This is a genomic window from Pseudomonas sp. Ps21-P2, from assembly GCF_039672565.1.
In the GTDB taxonomy this organism is placed as follows: Bacteria; Pseudomonadota; Gammaproteobacteria; order Pseudomonadales; family Pseudomonadaceae; genus Aquipseudomonas.
The window spans coordinates 481,296-503,801 of the sequence record NZ_JBDFPL010000004.1 but is presented as its reverse complement, the minus strand read 5'-3'; the positions used below and the strand labels follow the sequence as shown (position 1 = coordinate 503,801).

At 43.7% G+C, this 22,506-nt stretch carries 19 protein-coding genes; 9 read left to right on the top strand and 10 right to left on the bottom strand.

The features are described 5' to 3' along the window. The first annotated feature begins 421 nt into the window (after positions 1–421). The 3 genes from ABEH28_RS13440 (at position 422) to ABEH28_RS13430 (ending at position 1,753) form a co-directional block, all read left to right on the top strand. Complete coding sequence (locus ABEH28_RS13440) at positions 422–778, top strand: hypothetical protein (protein WP_346630182.1); 357 nt, start codon at positions 422–424, stop codon at positions 776–778. A gap of 101 nt (positions 779–879) precedes the next feature. Then, complete coding sequence (locus ABEH28_RS13435; RefSeq protein ID WP_346630181.1) at positions 880–1,227, top strand: hypothetical protein; 348 nt, start codon at positions 880–882, stop codon at positions 1,225–1,227. Positions 1,228–1,387: 160 nt separating this feature from the next. Further along, positions 1,388–1,753 carry a hypothetical protein gene (locus ABEH28_RS13430; RefSeq protein ID WP_346630180.1) on the top strand — a complete coding sequence of 122 codons (366 nt, stop codon included), beginning with the start codon at positions 1,388–1,390 and terminating at the stop codon, positions 1,751–1,753. Between the two features lie 19 nt (positions 1,754–1,772). Here the strand turns inward: ABEH28_RS13430 and ABEH28_RS13425 are convergent, their stop codons facing one another. Next, positions 1,773–2,840: a hypothetical protein gene (locus tag ABEH28_RS13425; protein ID WP_346630179.1), complete on the bottom strand. Its 1,068-nt coding sequence runs from the start codon at positions 2,838–2,840 to the stop codon at positions 1,773–1,775. Positions 2,841–3,000: 160 nt separating this feature from the next. On the opposite strand from ABEH28_RS13425, the gene ABEH28_RS13420 reads away from it, so the two are divergent. Next, the gene (locus ABEH28_RS13420) at positions 3,001–3,765 is read left to right on the top strand and encodes a hypothetical protein (RefSeq protein WP_346630178.1); all 765 of its coding nucleotides are present in this window, start codon (positions 3,001–3,003) and stop codon (positions 3,763–3,765) included. A gap of 87 nt (positions 3,766–3,852) precedes the next feature. Here the strand turns inward: ABEH28_RS13420 and ABEH28_RS13415 are convergent, their stop codons facing one another. The 5 genes from ABEH28_RS13415 to ABEH28_RS13395 all read right to left on the bottom strand — a co-directional run bounded on the left by ABEH28_RS13415 (position 3,853) and on the right by ABEH28_RS13395 (position 12,643). Beyond that, positions 3,853–4,203, bottom strand: a complete 351-nt coding sequence (locus tag ABEH28_RS13415; RefSeq protein ID WP_346630177.1) for a hypothetical protein — start codon at positions 4,201–4,203, stop codon at positions 3,853–3,855. A 301-nt stretch (positions 4,204–4,504) separates the two neighbouring features. Further along, positions 4,505–4,813 carry a hypothetical protein gene (locus tag ABEH28_RS13410; RefSeq protein ID WP_346630176.1) on the bottom strand — a complete coding sequence of 103 codons (309 nt, stop codon included), beginning with the start codon at positions 4,811–4,813 and terminating at the stop codon, positions 4,505–4,507. Between the two features lie 94 nt (positions 4,814–4,907). Beyond that, positions 4,908–7,814, bottom strand: a complete 2,907-nt coding sequence (locus ABEH28_RS13405; RefSeq protein WP_346630175.1) for a hypothetical protein — start codon at positions 7,812–7,814, stop codon at positions 4,908–4,910. A 675-nt stretch (positions 7,815–8,489) separates the two neighbouring features. Beyond that, positions 8,490–11,129, bottom strand: a complete 2,640-nt coding sequence (locus ABEH28_RS13400) for a DEAD/DEAH box helicase family protein (protein ID WP_346630174.1) — start codon at positions 11,127–11,129, stop codon at positions 8,490–8,492. 2 nt (positions 11,130–11,131) lie between these two features. After that, positions 11,132–12,643: a site-specific DNA-methyltransferase gene (locus ABEH28_RS13395; RefSeq protein ID WP_346630173.1), complete on the bottom strand. Its 1,512-nt coding sequence runs from the start codon at positions 12,641–12,643 to the stop codon at positions 11,132–11,134. Positions 12,644–12,794: 151 nt separating this feature from the next. On the opposite strand from ABEH28_RS13395, the gene ABEH28_RS13390 reads away from it, so the two are divergent. Next, complete coding sequence (locus ABEH28_RS13390; RefSeq protein ID WP_346630172.1) at positions 12,795–13,538, top strand: abortive infection family protein; 744 nt, start codon at positions 12,795–12,797, stop codon at positions 13,536–13,538. A 106-nt stretch (positions 13,539–13,644) separates the two neighbouring features. Here ABEH28_RS13390 and ABEH28_RS13385 read toward each other — a convergent pair whose 3' ends face one another. Then, the gene (locus tag ABEH28_RS13385) at positions 13,645–15,204 is read right to left on the bottom strand and encodes an SIR2 family protein (protein ID WP_346630171.1); all 1,560 of its coding nucleotides are present in this window, start codon (positions 15,202–15,204) and stop codon (positions 13,645–13,647) included. Between the two features lie 211 nt (positions 15,205–15,415). Between ABEH28_RS13385 and ABEH28_RS13380 the strand changes: the two genes are divergently transcribed. From ABEH28_RS13380 to ABEH28_RS13370, 3 genes are read left to right on the top strand one after another with little or no spacing between them, the layout of a single operon-like run. Next, positions 15,416–15,889 carry a hypothetical protein gene (locus tag ABEH28_RS13380; protein ID WP_346630170.1) on the top strand — a complete coding sequence of 158 codons (474 nt, stop codon included), beginning with the start codon at positions 15,416–15,418 and terminating at the stop codon, positions 15,887–15,889. After that, positions 15,883–16,707, top strand: a complete 825-nt coding sequence (locus tag ABEH28_RS13375) for a GIY-YIG nuclease family protein (RefSeq protein ID WP_346630169.1) — start codon at positions 15,883–15,885, stop codon at positions 16,705–16,707. The genes ABEH28_RS13380 and ABEH28_RS13375 overlap by 7 nt, the downstream gene beginning before the upstream one ends. Before the next feature lie 55 nt (positions 16,708–16,762). Beyond that, positions 16,763–17,833 (top strand): PIN domain-containing protein, encoded by a 1,071-nt coding sequence (locus ABEH28_RS13370; protein ID WP_346630168.1) that lies wholly within the window; start codon positions 16,763–16,765, stop codon positions 17,831–17,833. A gap of 56 nt (positions 17,834–17,889) precedes the next feature. On the opposite strand, the gene ABEH28_RS13365 is transcribed toward ABEH28_RS13370, so the two are convergent. The 3 genes from ABEH28_RS13365 to ABEH28_RS13355 form a co-directional block, all read right to left on the bottom strand. Further along, complete coding sequence (locus tag ABEH28_RS13365; protein ID WP_346630167.1) at positions 17,890–18,834, bottom strand: hypothetical protein; 945 nt, start codon at positions 18,832–18,834, stop codon at positions 17,890–17,892. 687 nt (positions 18,835–19,521) lie between these two features. Continuing rightward, positions 19,522–20,625: a hypothetical protein gene (locus ABEH28_RS13360; RefSeq protein ID WP_346630166.1), complete on the bottom strand. Its 1,104-nt coding sequence runs from the start codon at positions 20,623–20,625 to the stop codon at positions 19,522–19,524. Positions 20,626–20,802: 177 nt separating this feature from the next. After that, the gene (locus ABEH28_RS13355) at positions 20,803–21,546 is read right to left on the bottom strand and encodes a hypothetical protein (RefSeq protein ID WP_346630165.1); all 744 of its coding nucleotides are present in this window, start codon (positions 21,544–21,546) and stop codon (positions 20,803–20,805) included. Between the two features lie 496 nt (positions 21,547–22,042). On the opposite strand from ABEH28_RS13355, the gene ABEH28_RS13350 reads away from it, so the two are divergent. Continuing rightward, positions 22,043–22,501 carry a hypothetical protein gene (locus tag ABEH28_RS13350; RefSeq protein ID WP_346630164.1) on the top strand — a complete coding sequence of 153 codons (459 nt, stop codon included), beginning with the start codon at positions 22,043–22,045 and terminating at the stop codon, positions 22,499–22,501. The last annotated feature ends 5 nt before the right edge of the window (positions 22,502–22,506 follow it).

The following is a 22,506-nucleotide window of genomic DNA, read 5'->3' as shown; positions in this document are numbered from 1 at the left end:
AGGAAGCCTCCAGCTACCAAGAGTCGCTATCGAAGCGGGCAAAGGTCGCGAGAAAACCAGACTCATCAATCTCGAAATGAACGACATAGATCCATCAATGTGTTGTGCAGCAGCCCTGCAGTTCGTGACCAGCATCGTCGTGCATGAGCAAGACCTTCACCAATTACGGGTCACTTGTTCGAATGCACTCACAGAGACGAAGCCACACAGCAAATCAGTGCTCGTCATCAAAACGCCAGAAAAGCTTTTTGAAAGAGTTCGATTAGCTAATCAGAATGTAATATTCGAAAGTCAAAATAGAATTAGGCACTTCAACTTTGTGACTCAGAAAATACTTAGGAAAAAAGTGATTAATTAACCCTAATCACTTGCAAAACTAAAATAAATGGTAAGATGATAAAAACAACAATTGATTACCACTATGAATTTATACGAAGAAATTACAAAACAAGGCTACAAAATTGAGGAAATGCGCTCACACTCAAATAAAAATCGCGTTTACATAATCAACGAACACCATGAAAGAATTGGCTATTACAGTAGAATGGATGGAACCAAAACCAAAATCATTTTGAAAAAGGAACCATTGTTTGAAGATTATTGCGCAGACACTGGATTCCTTGAAAGCCTGCGCTTTCCACGAAATGCGAATGGCAGTGCATACAGAGCAATAAACAACCTATACAGAAAATTTGTTGCTTGGAAGAAAACAGAAGATGTGAATAAGGCATTTGATGAAGCTCTAAAGGAATTAACAACAGTGCAAAATAAATTTTAAATAAATGTGATTTTCTTTCGCTTATCACGTATTATTTTATAAACAAATGGTATTATATTTATATGGAAGCAATTATGCCGACATTTTGAAAGGTGAATTATATGACAACTATAAACCCAGTAACAAACGAAGCAACAAAGAGACACACTGCTGTAAACCCTACATACACAGCTATTTTGGCTTTGGGATTCAAGATAGAAATAAGATCTCAAAACAGTGGTAAAAGCAGAGCCTATTTAACAGATGGAAAAGGCGGGAGAATTACAGAAAATGGTACTCCAATATTTGTAGACTTTTACGACAACAAAGGTCAATCAGTTAATCCCGTAGTATCTCGTGAAGGCTCACACCTAGACAGTGGTTTGAAAAAAATATTAGAGAAAGCAAAAAGTATTGATTGGCTGGTAGAGAAGCCATCAAAAAGCAAGAAACCAAAACTTAAAATGTAATACTTAAATAGCCCAACAGGGCTTTTTTTGTGGCCAAAAATAATCCAAATAATAAAAGTGATTTTCTTTTGCTTATCACTTGTTTTTAAAAAATAAATGGTATTATGTATACAGGAGAAGCAATTAAACAACTCAAATAATAAAAACCGAAGAAAACATCATGAGAACTTATACAACATTTTTCACTAACGAAATACCAGACTCGAACTACAATTGCGACATTGATATTTTGTCAAGACTAGATAACGAAATTTATTGTGAAACGACTTTAACTGCGAGCGACGTGGACTTTAGCATTAAATTCAAATGGTCAGCAGAGGTAAACGAAGAAACCGGCGAAATCGAAAATATTGAGCGCGATGTAAACGAAGCAATAGAATACGAGTTCGACGAAGACGAAATACTAATCTACTGCTACGTTGAAAACAAATTCATCGACTACCCTTCGCATAAGCAAGAGGAATTCGTAACACAGGTAATTGATAACACTTGTTGGGAAGAAACGATAAAAGCACAATTGAACTGAAACAAATACAAATAGCCCATTAGGGCTTTTTTTGTTCCTGCTCGGAGCTGATAGACCACCAGATCTTTTTCCAAAATCCTGCCTTGGATTTTTCCAACTCACCCTTCAACTCATTGATCTCGTTAAGTCTGTTCGTGTACGCCGTCTTGTATGTCCCAAGCTCAGCCTTCAGTTCCTCCACGCTTTGATTCAGCTCGCTGGTGGAAGCTTCAAGATTAGCCTTATCCTTCTGTAGCAAACCTCTCGCTTCAGAAAAACCGTCCCGTTCCTTCCCAACAATTGCGGCAAGAGATTCAGCCTCACGAAGCTTATTAAAAAGAAACGTGGTTTCGCGCTTGTTCTTCTCGACCAGCCCTTCTTTTTCCTTGTCAGCCTGCCGAACGTAATCCTGATGGAATTGGACGCTTACCGGGTCCGATAGGACTTTGCAAAACAATTGGTTTGAAGCAATATCAGTAATTTTTTGAAAGCCACGTTCGATACTTCCTTCAATGTCATTTTTATCAATATATGTCTCAATATTGATGCTTTTGGCAATCTTGACTTCGATGATGGGGATTCCATGGTCACGGAAATCGACGACCTTCTGCATACTGCAGGGGTTCGAATAGCAGACCTCGATGGCGACCTTACCGCCCCATTTCTTGTAGAAGGGATTGTCAGATGTGAACTCCCCGTAGAGGTCGGGAATGTAGCCATTGCCATTCCCGAATTTGAGTCGGATTTCCTCAGCGACGAGGCGCGTGAACGTGAAGGGCACGACCTCATCACCGATCTTGAAATTTATCGTTTGAAGTTGGGACAGGATGGCTATCAGGTATGCGTGTGGAAGGGACTCGCCGTCGCTATCACCAGCGCGAGATTGTCCAGCCTCGGCACTTTTATAGCGAAAGTACCCGTTCTTCACTGCGATCATCTCACGACGCCTCTCTATGCGGGAGTGGGTACTGAAGAACGTAAGTACGCTGAATTCGGAAGGGTTCAGGCGGCGCATCTTGAGCACTTGCCAGATGAAGAACAGCTTGTAGCGACCATCCTCTCGATTGATGAAGCCATTAGCCCCTTTCGCACATGCCCAAATCTTCATTCTGCTCCCTTACGATAAAACGCTCTAGATCGGACCATACCAGTGCTCGACGAAGGTTTCAAAGCATGGCAGGCTCACGTCTTCCTGCTATCGAAGGACCAATGTCGTCAGCGAAGCGCAGGCAATGTGCGGGCTTACCACTACAGAGCGAGAACCGACCGTGAAGCATGAGGAACTGAACGCAATCTTTGTCAAAATAGATGATTGTGACTTCGCTGGTGCTAGAACTGAGCTTCATGCACTGGCACAAGAGCTAGCGCATAAGGGTGAACTCGAATATTCTGATTTCCTTGCTGATTATGCATATCGTTCTTCAAGAATTGCTAACAGCGGGCAGAAAACGATGCCATGGTCTGAAAGTGATAAGAAACTAAAAAAAATCGACCAAGATTACAAAGAGTTAGCCGCTAGACAGGATAAGATAATTGGCGACGCATATGAATACTTCAAAGAACATGAAAAAATAGCAACAACCACAGAATCACACAGAACTGTATTTTCCTTTTTTAATTTAGAGCACGACGATAATTTCCCAGCCATCGACGCCTTCATGAAAAAAGAAAAACAAACTTATTTAACACCTGAAAATATTACCAGCGTTTTTGTAAACCAATTGAAATTCTACTCACGGTTAGAGAAAGCAGGGGTCACGACCTTCTTAAACTTTGCGCAGAGAATTACGAATATAGAGTCAGGAAAATATTGGAGATACGTAGAACTCCGAAAAAAATCCATGGCACAGAAAAAAGCTATAGACGAAATCGATTCGATTACTAAGCGGTTGAATGAGTTAGAAAAGCAAGCAGACGAAATTCGCAGCTACTATTGGTTAAACGATCATAGCTCTGCGGAGTTCAGGAACGATTTCATAGGGTGTCTTGAAGCATTCCATAATGCGAAGCCAACCGCTCAAGCTACTAGGTAATGACAATACAAGACTCTGAAATCTTGCCAGATCAACCCATACGAAAGGCAGAAGGTCGCTAATGATCTGCCTTTCATCGGTAGCCGCTCAGTAACCTAGAGTGTCCTTTGTCTGCTTGCAGGACGCTAAGCGACCACGGACCTGCCCAGTGAGCATTCGTGTCTGCATCGACTGGTAGGCTTGGGTAGAAGCATACTGTTGCTTCACAGCATCGAGATTGTTTTTGGCTTCTGTCATCTGCACAACACAATCGTTGATGTCCTGTTTCGACAAGGTATGTGTGCCCGATTCATTGAGCGTGCCTTGAGGACGTTTCTCGTACATCTTCTGTACCTCAGTGAGCCGAGCAAGTGCAGCCGCTTCATCTTCATTGCTTGCTGCCCATACTGAGCCACACATCGCCATTGCGACCATTCCTGCTACACACAGCTTGATCAATGGAATCTCCCTTTGTCATTGATGGATCTCTACGTTCTCATGACCAGTCAGAGACTGGCTACCCTCACCGGGTCATTGTCCTCACCAAGGAGCGCTTTGAGAACGTTGGTCTTGTCAGACTCAGGAAATGCAAATGGGTTCGCACACACAGCTAAATCCAGCGATGGTAGTGACTGCCAAACGTCCAGATTTCGCGTAGGAGCGTGATGAATAGGAACCTTGGCGCTTGACGTGCTAGTCACTGAGAAAACCACTACGCACGACACAGCGAGCCGTGTCATACGTAAAATTCTGACGTTGCTCATTGGGAATCCCCTTCCTGAGAACTTTCAGAACCACGATTAAAGGCTTTTACAATCTTGTCCTTTTCCCTACGTTTTTCATTAGAAATATCCTTCTTTTCGATATGATTAACGGTTTTCTTTCTTAATATTACGAAAAAGATGACCAACCCAATGCTGCCGGGAATAATTACAGCGTAAGCGAGTGCAGCCAAATACGCCTTGCCTTGAAGGTAATGAATCACGCCATAAAAGAACATTATGAATATTGGAATGCAGGCGAAAAATAATTGCCAAGGACTGGCTTTTGAATTAGCAGATAAAGACATATTGTTTATAGATTGTTAATTAGTACCATTATATCATTTGTCCATCGAAAATATTACGCTAAAAGAAAAACCCCAGTTCGGGGCTTTCTTAAAATCAGCTTCTTCTGGTATTCCCATCAGATCCTTGGGGAACAACGTCTTCAAATTGTTTTCTCAAGGCTTCTTTCTTACGTCTGTCTTCTCTGACTTTATCGCGTGCCGCACCTTTCGCTTTACTAGCAGCACCCTCAACACCTTGTCTCACCAAATCCATCACACGAGGATTCATAGCAATTTCCTTCAATTGCTGAACAGCCGAATCTTCGTAATTATCTTGTGTTTGAGTAAGAACAGCCATCGTTTCTTCATGCTTGATGCTGATTTGCTTCAATTGGTTTATCGCGTAGAAAACCATTGCACCGGACGCCACAGCACTCATTATCAACTGACTGATGAAACTGTCATCTCCCATCAGCAATATGCTTCTGATTAACCAAGCCGGATCGAAATTCATTAAGAAGAAATTACCGATTCTCCATATTATACTGAATACGATGAACGCCAAAAATAGCTTCAATAAATTGTTGAAAAGGTTCTTAAGCGCAGTTGCTGCCTTTTCCTCTGTACCAGCCAAATTCGAAGTTAGCAAATAGTAAGGAGCTAAAATGTATTTGATAATCGCGAACGTCCAGCTAACTGGAATCAAGATTCCAATCATAATCATGACTTTCATCAATGATAAGAAATATTTACAGAAATACCCTTCTCCCAACATGATGTAGCCAACAGGTTTTAATGTGTTGAAGAATAATTTACCGCCGTAAGCCAATGCTAACAACAGCATAGAACTTGTGTTGTAAGCAAAATTTATGATTGGGGAAAGTCTTTTCATTCCGAAACCAGCAGTCACAGTTTTGATGACACCACCCAACGTATCTTTAGATTCTATGATTAAATCAAATGCAGCAGAACCCGCCAAAATTGTATATCCATATTCTATGTCTTCATCGCCTTTCAATCTCAATCCGGCTTCAAATAAAATCCTAGGATTGGCTTCACAATTTGCAGGCGTAGCGTCACATAATTTTGCGCCTTCTCTCGGCGTTAAGTTTAATGGCAATCTTCCTAACAATTTCATACCATCGCCATTCTGTCCAAGCGCTGATAATAATTTACCTTGAATGTCGAATAAGTCATCAATCCCTGACGTTTGGGTTAACGACGATGGAGTGATATTAGCAACTGGGGCAATAGTCAAATTGTTGAAATAAGGTTTTAGAACCGGATAATCATCTGTGAATTTTCCATAAGCGGCATCTGACAAATCAATATCTCTTGACCCAAGCAATTGTTCTTTGATGATGTAGTTATCGTGGTCCACTCCAGCATTCGCATAGTTGAAAAAAAGGTTAGAATTTAAGGTCTGCTTTTTTAAAACCTTGGCATTCTGATAGTTTGAATATTCCACGTCGGCTAATCCAGCACCAATCATGCCCATCTTCAATTTAATCAAAATCGAGTAATTCAAAGCAGCCTGCTTTCCTTTGTCAGCCATTAATGAATCTTTACCGCCGAGGTAAACGCTCGCATTCACAGCATCGATTGCCAGTTTCGTGGCTAAAGCATTTTTCATTTCCTTAGCAAGCATGGCTTTATCTTCAAAACCAAGAATGTCGATTTGGTGTGTTTCGCCATTAAGATTTCCGCAAACCATTGTTACCAGTATATTCTTGTAGATAATATCCTTTACAGGAGTTTCGCCAGCCAAAGCATTAAATTTCTTTATTACTTCACGTTCTTTTGTGTATTTTTTCCAATTGTCAGTGCAGTAAGCATTACGAATCATCAACGATATATTTTGCGTAATATAGTCATTTTGTTCTGACAAGGATTGCCCATCAGGGGTCATGTCATGCCCAAGAAATCCTGAGAAAGCATTTGCGTAAGCGTAGCTGTTTACAATGTCATAGCTCGCAGGATTCTTTAAACCTGCATCGGCAAGGTTTAGGTTATTCTCAACAACAGACTTTATTGATTTAGCCGAAAAACTTCTTATATCAGTGTTGATTTTCAAATCAGAAGAAATGAAGTCACTGGACTCCATGCTTTTGAGAATGTCCGCTTTTACAGTCTCAATCCACGCTTTACGTTTAGGTCCAAGTAATTGCGATGCTTGATCTTGAATATTACGCAGAGATTTGAATACTGTCCCATCATTCGCTGACTCGTTCGATTGTTGCTCGAAGCTTGAACCATTAGATCCTACTGTCACTGTGCCGTAATTCGCTAAATACCCAAATGCGCCTCTCAAATCTGAATCATATCCAGAATCATCTTTGAAAATCGTATATTTACGTCCAGATCTATAAACGTTAAGAATATTCGATAACTTTGAAGTAACGTCAACATTAGCATCTATAGATGAATCGAGCTTGAAATTCAATTTGTTGAATTTTAGGGTTGCGTCAATTGCTTCATCTTTAGTCATCGAACCACCAAATAAACCGGGGGTTCTTATCATGTTAGTGAAATTATAGCTAAATTGGGCATTCATTGTGACATTCGCAGCAGACGCAATATTCATCTGCGCAGCAGAATTTGAGCTTAGAACGTATTTCTCATCTTGCTCCAACGTGTTCGCGCTAGGGTCATCTTTCATAACCGTAATAGCGTCTTCCAAGAAATTACCATTCGAAACGAAAACTCCTAGAACGAATAATATGTTTAATATTGTTGGACCTAGCTGAACGTACATCACGGTATTGAAAATTGCGAAAGCACGAACCTTATAGCCAGTGAGCGTTTTGATTTTATTTTCAGACCAATACAGCTCGAATAGGATTTTGATAACACGGTAAAGCGCCGCGCCCAACAAGATTTTGGATAACCACCACACAATAGTTGACCATAAACCAGTAAACAACGCGCTTTCAGGAAAACTGCTTTCGTATCCAGCTTCTGTAAGCATTGGTTGGATTGGTGCAAGGCTTTGCGTCCCTTGCTGGCTAGCAATCAAATTCATTGCGACGTCTTGTGGACAAATGTACCCACCGCTTTTAAGGTATGGCGTTACGTCGAAATCAGAGACATTCTTAATATCGCTTGATAAAGAACAGATTGGCGATATTTCCATTCCGAACAAAAAGAAACTAGTTGAAGGTGTTGCATATGCTTGCGATGCAGAGAACAAGAGAAAGAAAAATAGCAAAAGGCGCTTTAGATTTAACATTATAATAAATATAGTTATATATTCGTTATTATATCATTTTGGATTCCTGAATTAATTGATATGTGATTTTTTAAAACAACATTGATTTCTGACCAATAAAAAAACCGGTCATTTGACAGGTTTTTTTCAATCAGAAAACCACAACGACGAACACACCGTCGCTAGGAATATCGAAGCACGCGTTCCATCGCATGACGTATCCACGTCTGACTACGCGCCAATGACGAAGGGTTCAGACCAAATGCAATCGAGAAAAACCCGAAAATCATGCCGCACAGTAAGGTCACTGAAATCGTATAGTCCTTGGCAAGCTGCCACGCCCCAAAATAAGAAAAGAGCAACGGACACGAAAGCTATAGCGTAGAAAACCCCTTTACAGATTTCATAATGAAGCTTAGAAACCCATCCTAAACGTAAGCCACGTTCCGCTACCTTCCCTGTGATCATCGTTTGCGATTGAAGCGAAATTCAGTTTTTACCAATCGCATTTAGGAGTTGCTCGCGCAAGCCACGTCCTCGCTCATCCGTCTTCTGCGCCATTAGGTAAATCCCCTTCCCACCTGACTTCTTAGCCCAAAGCTCACCGATCATGCGCTTCTCTTTGCTGTCATCGTTGCTCACACGGTCGCCCCCTTTGTACTCAATCACAAAGAGGCGCCCATCTTTCAGACGTGCCACGAAATCCGGGTAGGTACGTTGAGTAGCGGTAGGCATCCAGAACTGGGTTGCGTGGACGAGGTTCCTTACCCAAAAATCGACCTCATCCAGTAGCTCAATCGCCTGCGCACAGAGGTATTCCTCTGCATCCTCACCCTTCGACGTTTTCCAAGGGAGCATACCGGGGAACGGGTAGTAGTGCTTTTTGAATTTGAACGAGCCTGCGTAGTACGAGGTAGCCGGGTACAGTGCCATGTCTGCCGGATAGGTAAACGCATGGTCCGGTTCTGAAGATGTGACTAGCTCCAAATCATTGTCGAAAAGAGCCTGCTGGAATCCTTTGTCATAGGCATTCTTCTTAGCCAGCAACAGTTGCTCACCAAGCTTTCTACGAAGAATGAACTGACCTTTGAGAAGCTGTGACAGGGAGAAGCCACGATCCTCCAGCAGACCGGAAACGGCACGACGCAACCACTCCCGAAGAACTGGCTGTTTGATTGACGGCTCACGGATTTCTTGGTCCAGCCAGCCAATTAGGTCCGTTGCAGAACGGTCTTGCGCGAAGCCGGGAAGGTACGTCTGAACGTCGTCTTTCATGTTCTGAAATTGAACAGTTTTATCGTCCAGATACACCTCAAACGTCATGCTCGATTCGTCAAAACGGAAGGATGATAAGTCCGGTGGAGACGACAGCAGATCCCAGCTAAACGATGCTGAAACCGCGCCACGGTCAACCAGCTCTAGCTCCCCTTGCTCGACCGAGTAAAGGCGCGGAACCTGAAAAACCACTCCCCTTTCACTCGGCGCCTTAGCAGCCACCGTAGCTTGCTGATGCCTCTCTACCTCAGCAGCGACCGCAGCCTTTTTATCCTTACCTGAGACAGTCGAGACAATGGCTTCAATCGTCAGCAGGTCGAGTTCATCTTTCAGCTCGACCACACCGCCAGGTCCTTCAGCATCCAGCACGAACAGAACCCGCTCATGGTCACGCTCAGGAATCTTCGAAAAGTCGGGAGCCTTCGTCACGAAGACCCGCGACACAGGAAGATCAGGCGTGCCGATCTGACCACCTTGCAATGCAAGCTCAGGGGTCTTCTCTTTGCGGATGGCAGTAGCAGCTTCCATCGGGTTAAAGCCGATGTTGATGAGTGACTGGGTAAGCTCACCTGCAGCACGACCAAACGTATCAGTGGTGACGTGTGCATACGCTTTGCTCATCGCCTCCTGACGGCGCGGGACCGCATACGGCATGCGCAGAACACGCCCAAGAAGCTGCTGAATATCCTTGTCAGATTTAACCTGAGCTACAGAGCAAAAGACGTAGGCAAAGGAGCAGTCCCAACCTTCTTTCAGAGCTTGCTTGGTGATGATGACTTCGATTGGACAGTCTTTGGCAAACAAGTCGATTCCGTCAATTTCTCGCGTTGTGCCAGTCGCGATAGCAATCGCTTTTTCGTCCACACCGTCAGTGTCGATGAGGTGTCGTTTGACCTCCTCCACAGTGGCTTCGCTCTTGGCATTTTCAGCCTGTATAAGCAGGATTGGACGGATGTACTCAGGCTCATCCAGCGCCGTTTTGGCGAGACTTTTCCGTCTGGCTACGGCACTGCTGACCGCTACCTGCCACTCCCCGCTATGCTCTTTCAGGATCACAGGGAATTTGATCATGTTCTCTGCTTTCAGCTCGAATGCGGAAACGCTGACCAGTACATTTGAGCTGGACACATCAGGGGTGGCTGTAAGCTCCACCACTGCCTTTGGACCAAGACGCTCATACAGGGTGTACGAGAGTGGCGTAGTCGCGTTGTGTGCTTCATCCATGATGACCAATGGACCATGAAGCTTGAGAAGATTCGCGAAAGAGGCAACGGCTTTGCCGTCTTTCCCTTTATGAAGGTGTTCGAGCTGATTGGCAGATCCAGTGAAATGCCCCTCCAGATCCTCATGATGCTCGTAGACCTTACGCCCCTCTTCTTTATCGATGCGCAAAGCAGCCACTGTCGAGATAACAACACAGACTTTTGTGACGAGATCAGCCGGACGAATTCGTGTGAATTCAGCCACATCGAAAACCGCAACCTGCCCCCCAAAAGCGTCATCAAGCTCTTGGCGATACGGGTGACGGTGGTCGCGAAAAGCCTCAATTGTCTGAGTCTTAATCTGCGTCGTAGGCACCATCCAGAGAACGATAGGATACTGACGCTCGAGGTAGGATGAACCGCAGATCTGGATGATGTGGGCACCCATTACCGTCTTCCCGCCGCCCGTAGGAATGCGCAGACAAACGTATGGGATTTCAGGCAAACCCGGCATCAACCTGTAGTCGCTGACTAGTCCTTCATCAACGGTCTGCTTGAATGCTTCTGACGGTCCTTCCAGACGTGCCGCGTCGAGGAATTTTTCAAGGGTCGACAATGCACGGGTCTGGTACAGCTTTAGCGTGAGAGCCATGATTAGCGAGCCTTAATGTCGTATGGGGTTTGCCGGAAGGTAATTTTCGATTCCAGAAGAAGCTCAGACGGAATTGCGCACGCCTCTCCGTAAATCACCATGGGACCATCAGTCTTCGGCAAAGCTTTCAGAATTCGCCTAGTAAGCACGTTCCCCCCTGCTGCGGTCAGATCACCGAGAATGCCGTTGAAGAGTAGGAAGTAGGACGTGCCGTGATGCTCACCTAGGAAAGGCGATTTTTCAGCGGATGACGAACGAGCAGTACCAGTTTCAGCGAACCATACGTGAGCCGCTAATTGCTCGAAGGAAATGCCTTCGCGGATGTGACCTGAGTCATCGAATACAGGAACACCGAGCGTGTAATAGCGATAACCGCCACCACCTATCCAACCCATAGCTTCAGAGATACCACCTGCATCACCATCCACTACCTTGCGCAGTCGCGGTCCGCAGAAAAGACGAGCGTTGGCTGACATTTCAATGCCTATCCAATTACGCTTCATTTTGTGCGCAACAGCAGCGGTCGTGCCTGAACCCAGGAAACTATCGAGTACCAGATCACCCGGCTTGCTTGCCACTTCTAAAACCTGACGTATCAAGCGCTCAGGCTTTGGGGTATCGAAAGCTTCAACATCCTCAAACAGAGCAAGGATTTCTTTCTTGGCTTCCTCAGTAGTGCCCGCGTCCGCAGCATGCCAAAGGGTCATTGGGACAAGACCCTCGTCCTCCCATGGAAAGCGTTTAATACGAGGTTTACCTTTCCCATCTTTGGGAAAATAGACACGGTTTTCTTCACGATAGCGATTGAACACAGATTCGACCGCGCCCCAGCATCGCCCCTTCGGAGGCAGATGAACGTCCCCTGAGTCGCTGGTGATTGGGTACATCTGATTAGGTCGGAATCCTTGCGCGGAGAAAGGAATGGATCGCCAAGGACCACGAGGATCTTGGTCAGCATTTCCATAGCCCTTATCGTTGGACGGAAGCAGGTTCCGATACTTCTTCCACTTGGACGCTTCCATTTTTGCGTACACAAGCATGGTGTCATGAGACGAGCCTACAGCCGCACGGTTTTCGCGCGAGGTGCGTTTTTGCCAGATAATTTCAGCAATGAAGTTTTTACGACCAAAGATCTCATCGCAAATGACCTTCAAATAGTGGGCTTCGTTGTCGTCGATGGTGATCCAGATCGACCCTTCCTGACTCATCAGCTCGCGTAGAAGCTCAAGCCGGGGATAGATCATGGAAAGCCATTTCGAATGCTCTAGATTGTCATCGTAGCGTTCGAAGGCGGATTTAGTGTTGTACGGCGGGTCGATGAAAATGCATTTCACCTGCCCTGCGTAGTACGGGAGAAGCGCTTTCAGCGCGTCGAGGTTGTCGCCTTCGATCAGCATGTTCGGAGAGTCCGGCTCTCCATGAGACAGTTCAGCAACCGGCTCAAGCAGACGGTAAGGCGCAAGGGCAGCCCGCGTCAGGTCGGCATCACGGTTGAACCAAGACAGTAAAGGCATTCAGAAAGGTTCCAAGGACGGCAAAATCAATCCCCTACTTTACCTGCTTTAGAAGTCGGCTAGCCATCGCCAATGCCCTCTGATAGCTAACCCCGCTATGCTATAGACTGGATAAGGGTTGCCCAATTCTCAGTGTGTATCAGGGTCAGAAATGCATCCATTATCAGAAGAAGCAGAATCTCTCCAACACATGCTGGTATCTCAGGCTACAGGTGGTCAGGAAGACGAGACGGCTTACCTGATGTACAGACGCGCTATTCTGGACGACCCTACCCTTGCCACGATGGTGCCTCGTTTCGTAAACACCTGCCGCAGCCTCGGTCAATTCTGGCAGTTCATCAAGAACAAGTACGGCACCTATGCTGAACGTCGGACATACCTATGGGACGAATTTCGCCCGTTGCTAGATTACGTTGAAAAGGGTGGTTCATCACCTGCAGATCATGTGGTCACTGGTGCGATTGAGAGGTTTGATTCAGAGCATGTGAGGGTCGCTTGGACGAAATCACTGGAGAGGCGTACCACAGATCCCGAAGGCGCAATCACAATGGCGCGTACCCTTCTGGAATCCGTCTGCAAGCACATCTTGGAAGAAGCCGGAACTGAGTATGACGAGACACCTGACCTCAACAAGCTGTATCGCCAAACCGCTGAACTACTCAACCTTGCACCCTCTCAACACACAGAGAAGGTTTTCAAGCAGATCCTTGGCGGCTGCACGTCAGTGGTTGAAGGATTGGGGGCATTGAGGAACCGCTTAAGCGATTCCCACGGCACAGGCAAGGCTGGGGTGAAACCAGCTCCACGCCATGCTGAACTAGCGGTGAATCTGGCAGGCTCGCTTGCCTTGTACCTACTCAGCACATGGGAAGCCAGATCAACTGCTAATGCGTGAATTCAACACCTTTGGTCGTGGCGCCCAAAAGAACACCACAACCACATGAACGGCACAATCGTCCCTACAAACAAATGATGCCATCGTGCAGGATTTGACGAGATTTTTAGAGCGGGAAGCCATACTCCATCAAATCAATTAAACAACCAAGCCTTCTATAATAGGTGGAATAGTTTCCGCTAACCAATCCCTGCGTATTTGCTTGGAGAAACGCTTTGACTGCTGCGATGTCGATATCACCATCGTTTTGCTGAGGAATCATAATCGCTGCTTTTTCACTGGTGAGCGTTGCTATGATCTCAGCTGTACCCATTCCCGCGTATAAATTTGTGAATTGTTTTTTGTATTGCTTGATCCTGTAATCTTCCCGGCTTGCTTTACGTAGGACTTCTTCAAGATTAGCATATTCGGAAGCTTTCAGCTCCGCTAGTGAGTTTATCCCGACTGCACGCAAATGTTTGTATATCGGAATATATTTGTTGGACCGTTTTAGCAACGTAGGATAGTAATCTTTCAATAATGAGTGAGAGTTGAGCTTAGAGCTACCAGCAATCATATCAAGCAGAATATCATTTACACTGATTGCAATATATCCCAGAGCGGATACCGCGTCTTTTGCAACTCCGACGCCCATCACAAACTCAACATCGTCTTTGTTCTCTATTTGATCCAAATCAATAACTGCCAACTTGCCTTCCGGATCGTTATCCCTGACTAAATCGTACATTTGCTCCTTACAATACCTCAAAATCCGGGCAGGAATTTTTCGCTTTGTACTTTCAATTGCTTCATATATTTCTAAAAAATCACTTGTTTTGACAACGGTTATCGAAAGCCGGGTTTCCCCGATAGACATTATCGCATCATTAAAGCTTGGTGCCTCACCACTTTGAGGGCGCTGTACGAAAACCAAATTTCGACCAAACTTATCGAGTTTGTCTTGCCCAAGACAATTAACTATGGATTCAATTATTTTTTGGATGTTTTTATCGCTAATTGAATAGCCAATAAATATTATTGGATGCTCAATAAACAACGTTATCAATTTTGCAGCGAGATAAGGATTTTTGCCTTCAAATTCTTCGTAGTCTTCAGCGGTTAACACCAAGCTGTTAAATCGAGAAGAGCAACCATGGATTTTGTAAATCTCGGCAATAGATTGGGGATTAGAAAATAACAATTCTTCCTGACCAATAAAAACCTGATAGTCAGGAAAAAGCTCTTCAAGAAAAAGGTCCCAATTCGTAGTGATTATGCCGTCAACATTTATTCTGGAAAGGACTTCAAGCTCCTGCAGCAATTTCTCATCTGAGGGCTTATTACTACTAATTTCAGAAAGATATTTAGATATTTCGTATTTCAACGCAGAGGAAACGTTGTCCATTCCTCCTTCGTTTAAGCCGCGAGATTCTGCGTATTTATCACTTTCCCACCAAACAGGATTGAAATCCTTAGCCATTTCGCTAGCGGCTTTAGGCATATCTCTATTATTTTGTGAGCTATAGAAACCAAAGCTCTTAATATTTCCGCAAAATCTGGAAAGTAATTCCTCCCAATTTTCTAGACCTATGTACCGTCGCGAGAAACCAGAACCGATGAATAAAAATGGAGCTGCCGTATTCGCTTTCAACAATCTCGTAAGCTGATCCGTGATATGCGACGTCATTGGGCTATCCACTAAATTGAGAATCATGGTAGGAAATCGGAGGCTTGGGCGCTAGGCTCAACGGCTCCCACGGCAGCCCTGAGCTGGTCAGACGGAATTAGATGGGTGAGTATGGCACCTATGGTGGCTTATGCAGAAAAAGATGGCTAAACGCGCCGCATCGACGCTATTGGTCCAGTGAACTGCAAGCTATGGAACAGGGACGGAAATTATGAACAACGGACTGATCGACCTCGAAGACGAGATGTACCGTCTCTACCTGACATTCTTCCCCAATGGAAAACCCGCAAGAACTGGTTTTGATGTTCTACCCTCCAAGACCCTCAGCCTCATCAGCCGATACCCGGATGAGTCTGCATATGTCATATCCAGCAGTGCTTACCGCCTGACAAGGCGAGTGTTCTCTTCTCCCTTCACGGTAGAGCGTCTCACACCGGGATCGCTCATCAGGCTTCGCCCAACTCGCACACAGATCTATTCCTACGACTCTCAGCAAGACCTGGCTCTAGCGATTCGGCAGGTCATCAGCACGCCTGCAGAACCTCAGATCCTTCAAGAACTCGCGTGCATGGCGTTCAAAAGCATCAACCAACCATCCTTGAATCTCGCACTTGATTCCCTACGCGAAAGCAGTGAATCCTTGGCGGTCGCAGTTCACAAACTCACCAGAGCCAAACCATGCTGATCCAGCTTCTGACAAGCCTCTTACCATCCCTCACTGCCCAGAACACGAAGGTGCATCTCGCTCAGCACAACGGGATTGAGCACCCAATGGACGTGTACCTAGCCGGGGATTTTGATGAGTGGCAATCGTGGCAGTCCCGCAGAAATTTTGAGTGCGAGTACGTCATAGGATTGATCGAGCTACCGGGCACGAAGAAATGGCTTCTGGCAGGTGTGTACGACTCGTTGAAATTGAACGACACGAAGACCAACAAAGAGAAGCGTGAATTCGTTTACGACTACCGACGCGTACCAGAATTTGCGGAGCTGGAGGGACGCTTGATCCTCGACTACACGAAACCTAGACTGAATTACCTTTGGTTGGAAACGTGCCTGAAAAGCGCTCTTGTGTCCTCCATTCTAGAAAAGACCATGACCGTAGGCAGATTCCCCGGCTTCAAAGAAGTTGACGTGAGCCACGGCGAGTTGAAGATTATCGTCAACCAAAACTTGGAGTCATGGCAGACAGCCCTATCAAGCGTTGCGGGCGTTTACCTGATCTCTGACCGCACCAAAGGTGAAGAACAGCTATACGTTGGCTCAGCCACTGGCACAGGTGGTCTGTGGGATCGATGGTCCAACTACGCAAATAATGGGCATGGGGGGAACAAACGGATTCGGGATCTGCACACAAAGCGTGGTAAGGGCTTCGCGGAAAGTTTCAGGTTCAGCATCCTCGAAATCGCAGACAAGCACACAGGTAAAGAACAAATGATGCTCAAGGAAATTCACTGGAAACGCCGTCTTCTTACTCGAGACAGTGGATTGAACGCTAATTGACCTAACCGCAGTCTTGGCAGGCAAACGGACCAACTGCACATCTGAGATTTGACACATGCCCCTTGCGACCAAAAACGTTTTCATCGACACAGAATTTTACGTCAAAGCAGAAATGGATTTCGAATCGCAAACGTTCAAATCATTTGGAGAGTTGTGTCAGAAAGGTGAATTGGTCCACATCTCAAGCACAGTTGTAGAACAAGAGGTGAAAAAGAAAATCCTTGAATCAATCAAGGAAGGTTTGAAAAATCTTGAGACGTTCAGGAAACGAGCTGGCTTTCTGCGCAATGACGAAGCTCTGGCGAAACAAATCTTCACTGAAAAAACAGAAGATGAGTTGAAGGAAAAGGGCTATGAAGATTTTGAAGAATTCCTAGAATCAACTAATGCTGAAATTGTCGACATGAGCAAAGTAGATCCAAATGAAATTCTTGAAATGTTCTTCAAGCAGATAAGACCGTTCGGCGCAAAGAAACAGACTGAGTTCAGAGATGCCTTCTCACTTCTCGCTATCCGGTCAGCACTGAAAAGAAACGAAAGGATATACGTTATTTCCTCCGATCCCGACCACAAAGCGTTCTGCAAAGGAACTGAGCAATTTATTAGCATCGACACATTAAGCGCTATGCTGGATCTGTGTTACAAGCACATCGATGCACGGGCACAATTCGTAGAACAATTCATAGCCGAAAAGATGGATGCCATAAGGGCAGAAATAAAATCTCACTTAGAAGACGCAGATGGCTACAATTCCTCGACTTGGGAAGATGCAGAGGTGGACCATTTTGAAGTCGTTGAGATTGATGACTTCGAACCGCAAATCACCCACCTTGATAACGAAAGCTGCATTCTAAATTTCGACATATCAGTGAAATTCAAGGTAGAGGTAAGCGGTCCTGATATGGTTAACAGCCATTATGATAGAGAGGATGATAGATACTTCACTTTCGATGAAACAGAGCGGGAGGACGAAGAAGAACACAATTTCTCGGTCGTGGTGAATATTTATTTTGAAGATGACGAAGGCGAGTTCATCAATGAAGAGTTCGATCTGTCAATCATTGATCTGAGTAAAGGAATTGAGTTCGGCGTAGAAGAAACGCCATTTGAAGATCCAAGGATGTAACGCTATGAAGCGTTGAAAACCGGCTTGGGTAGCCGGTTTTATCTCATAGCACAGATTTACTTTCTGTAACCTGCCAATTTAAAATCAGCCGCCTGCTTAATCAGACCTTTCACAGCAGGGTCAGATTCCTTCAATGCTAATTCTTGCAAAGCATTGAATTCAGAAATAGATTTAGAGTTGCTTGATTCGATAGTTACGCTTTCATCAGAAGGGAACATTAATTCCACAAAATTTGATTTTATTTTTAGTAATTCACGGGCAGGAGCTACTACTGTAATTTCTTCAACGGGTGACAAACTCATACCAAATATTTCTTTTATCTCATAATCTTTTGCAGCTTTAGCTGTAGGTACAGTATTGACAGATTTTAAATCTGAAACGTTTTTTGCCTTTTCATATTCTCGCAGTGATGCTTCAAACTCGATAAATTCTTTCATAGTTATTTCTTTATTTATTAACGCACCATACAAATGGCTAACTACTGCAGATGAGCCCTTCCTATCCTGCAAAACTCTGGTGTAGTTAAACAGTTGTGAGGCTGAATATGGTAATTCTGGTTGATCTGAATTTAGTGAAGACAATTGACGCAAAACTAGATTATCGCTGATAATTTTCTTTGTAGATGTTTCAAAATCCGCTAACTCATTTCCTGAAAATCCTAACTTGTCTTTTTCAGAGAGTGAGAAGGTCATACTATTTTGCAAGCTTCGCTCCTTTTTTAAAGCATTAATTCTATTAATCAAATCATTGATTGTTAGTGCAGCATAATCGTTTGAAAGGTCATCAGTATGAACGATTATTTCAGTTGGATTTTGCGCACCTTTCATACCTTCTGATAAGTTAGCATAAGCGTAGTTGTTAACAACATCATAGGTTGAAGTATTTAGTTCATTCAGAATTTCTTGTTTACAGTTTTGCATTTGCTCAAAAGAGGATGAAGCGAAAGCAGATGAAGAGATTGCGATTGCAAGAAAGGACAAAGCGATTTTTGGTATTTTCATTTTAAATGTAATTGATTATACCAACAATTATATCATACCGCATTCGCCAAAATGGACGTTAAGAGCAAATCAATTTGAGATCAGTGTGATAATCAATATTTACTCAAAAGGTATCAAAATTATTCATAGCGGAAATTGCAAACATAAAAAAGCCAACTCAAATAGTTGGCTTCAATTTTAGAAAAGGTAATACTTGATGATGAGCCAGATTGGCTGAATGATGCATATTATGACAAACCCCCACTTAAAAAAGAATTTTCCAACCATCCACATCTGCTTACCGGAATTCACGATCAACCATTTGAAAAATTTCTTCTTCTCAATGAAGTATTTCGAATCAGTGAACCTCATGTATTTCGGTTTCAAATATTTGTAAATGTCAATTAACCCCCACGTAATAATAATTTCCAAAATCACTTTGCAGGCGATAGGCATACTATTGTATTTAACGTACAGATCGTAATTGTAAACGACGAAAGCAATTTGCCAAAGGCAGAGAGAGAGACATATGGACAGAACGATTTTGAAACGGTAAATGTAATTGTAAAGTTTTACTTTTTTCATGTTAATGATAAATGGTTATACATCGTATTATAGCAAATTGAATCATCCAATTTATTGGCTATGGGGTAATTTATACAAACAAATTAACAAGCCGACTCTTAACCGGCTGGAAGCGATGGAATATTATTCACTCTGATTAATTACTAAATTCTGCAAACGAAAATCGAATTCCATTGCTTGTTTAAAATGCTCATCCATGTGATTCATATCCACAAGCTTTAGCTTCAATTCATGGCAGCACACATTCAAAACGCTATTAAGCTTCTCATTTATTGCCAAATCATTTACAGAATCCACAGAAAATAATTTACTTCGCAAAAGGGTTACGGTTTTTGGGAGCAATAGATTATCACCAACGTATAGATTTTGAGAAACCATGAACAACCATACTAATGTTTCGAGCCCAACTATATTCTTGATGATTGTCAATGAAGACTTGTAACCCCGAGCGAAAAACATTTTCATTAATGCTTCTCTTACAAAGTAGGATTTGCCTTGAATCAGTTGAGCATCAACCACCGGATTGTTCGTGAATCTGAAAATCATGTTTGAAATTTTCAGAGCAGGCTCAATGAATTCTTCTAGAGCAAAAATATTGAAACCATAAAATGATTCCAAGAGAACCACATCACCAACCCGCCGGTTCCCGATTGGCTCAATCATCAGCAGATCGTAGGACAGTTCGATCAAATCGGTAACAAGGTCTTCCATGTCGCTGGCATCAGGTTGAGCCAGATTGAGCGCAGACTTGATCCTTTCAATATTTCTGTACAGCAACCCAATGTGGTTCGTGCCGTCGCCGTTCTCATCATAAGTCGGTGGAACTGACAGCTCGCACTGGTGCGGACTGTTCTCAGGAAAAATCGAGTTGTACAGGTGCGATGGGTCACGAAAAGTGAACGTGTTCTTGTGAGTCGTCACCAGCTCGCTCAGGTTCTCATTGAAGAGCTTCCTATGGTTCAGATACCTCTCAAACCTGAACGCATCCAGTTGGGCTTGTGCGACTTCTTGCATTTTCTTGTTCTGCTCAGATAGGTAGACAAGCGTCCCTATGGTTGCACCAGCACCCACGAGAGTGAACACACCAGACAGCAGCGAACCGAAGCTACTCCACGGCTCATGCTTGTGTGAAATGTCTCCGAGGTTGTGCCCGTACAGATAGAAGACATACCCGGCAAAGCCCACAAGCGGAACACCGAACAACCAAGCAATTTTCTTGAGACTCACAACGGCTTCCCTTCCAAGATTTTGATAAATGCATGCTACCAGCAGGCTCGACCATCTACACGCCTCCTACGTCATCACAGCCCGCATGCTGAACCTGGAGTTCGTCGTATCCACCATCCGGCACCGGGTACAAAAAAAACCAGACTCTGGATCTGGCTTTCACGGTTTTCAGTCTGCTCAGTGCAGACGTTTTTTCTTGCAGCATGGTTTCGATCTCGCGGTATTGATTGGGTCATTCATGAGAGCCAACACGAAGACGAATGCCAAGATGACATAACCGATCTTCATGGCAAAAATATCCAGCGTGTTCATCACACTGAAAGTCAAAATGAACAGCATTGTCGGCATCACCAGTCCTAGAAAAAGTTCCAAAGCGAGACCTTGCCTTTTCAAAATCGGTGGGGAATCTGGATCTCCATTGTTCAAAATTATTTGTTTCAGGGAAGCACCAGTAATACTTTTCCTCTCATCAGAGTCAGAAGCTTGTAAAGCGATTTGGGCTTTAAGAAAACCGAAGGATAGGTACACGGCGACAGATGAGAAGAAGAGTATGGACGTGGCATTAATCAATGAAACAATTTCGAAGCCGGAGGCGAAGAGTGCGCTTATGTTTTTGTACAACACGTATGCAAGGAAGCACGGAATGAAGATGTAACGAATCACATTCATCGGCAAGCCAACAAGATATTTTTCCCCGATTAATTTTTTCTCGGCAAGAAGATTTTCAATTTCTTGATCAAGCATTTCATCCTCGACTAATATTGGAATTAAATTTTCAATAACAGGGTTTTTAATAAGCTCGGGAGGTTCAGAATCGCTGGGCTTATCTTCAAAAGCAGATTCAATATCAGCTTTCAATGAACACAGTGCTTCATCATCAGTATCGGTTATTTCAGATTCATTTTTATAATTATTCGACATGGCGTTTCAAGTTTGTTTTTCTAATTATATCAAAAATTAATCTCCTAACTGACCACTAGGACAAAAAAATCAAAATCGAAAAGCATTGATCCAAGCAAAACCATTTTGGAAGATTCCCATCCTAAAACCATTTCACTCAACCGCCAAAAGCATTCACAAGTCAATGCCCTTTCGTTCAAAGAAAGTCGTCATTTCAATGCCCTTTTGTTGTTTTTAAAACCCCAAAACCAGTGCCCTTTTGTTAAAAGTCCAACACCAATTCCATGCCCTTTTCTTGTTTTTAAGCTATTTTTTTAAATCATTTAAAAGCAAGCAAGGACGGACTAACAAAAGGGCACGCCTTTTTTAGTAATGCTGACGCGCTCCGCTTGTTGAAATCAGTAAAATCAGGGTTTCTAAATCAGTTTCAATCGGTATTTAAATTGAAGAAACCACTAATGCCGATTTCCGAAATCAAAAAATGGTAAAATGAAATCACTAACAAACCATTACTATAATGTCAGAACAAAACAAATCCCCACTCGATAAATTGAACGAAAAGCTTGATAAGAAGAAAGTTACTTACAACAATGCTTTCAGCGATCTGAACAAAGCTAAGTCCACTCTTCAAACAGAATTATCCAAGCTGGGTTCATTAAGTCGTATTGCTACAAAGCCGGGTTCAACTGATGAGCAACGAAAAGCTTATGCAGACCAAGAAACGAAAATTAAACAAGCAGAAAACACAATCTCAACTAGGGAAGAAAACCTAAACACAATTTCCTCAGCCCTGAAAGAAATCGAAAAAGAAATCCACGACATTAAAGAATCAGCCAGTGTTGCAAATCTAAAATCGGTTTCTAAAACCTCTCTTGATGACGCGGCTCAGTTCTTCGATTTTCTTTACTCAGTGACAGGCGCAACATCACTTGATGAATTGAAAGCTGACATAAAATCCAAATTCACTTCTTACTAATCGAG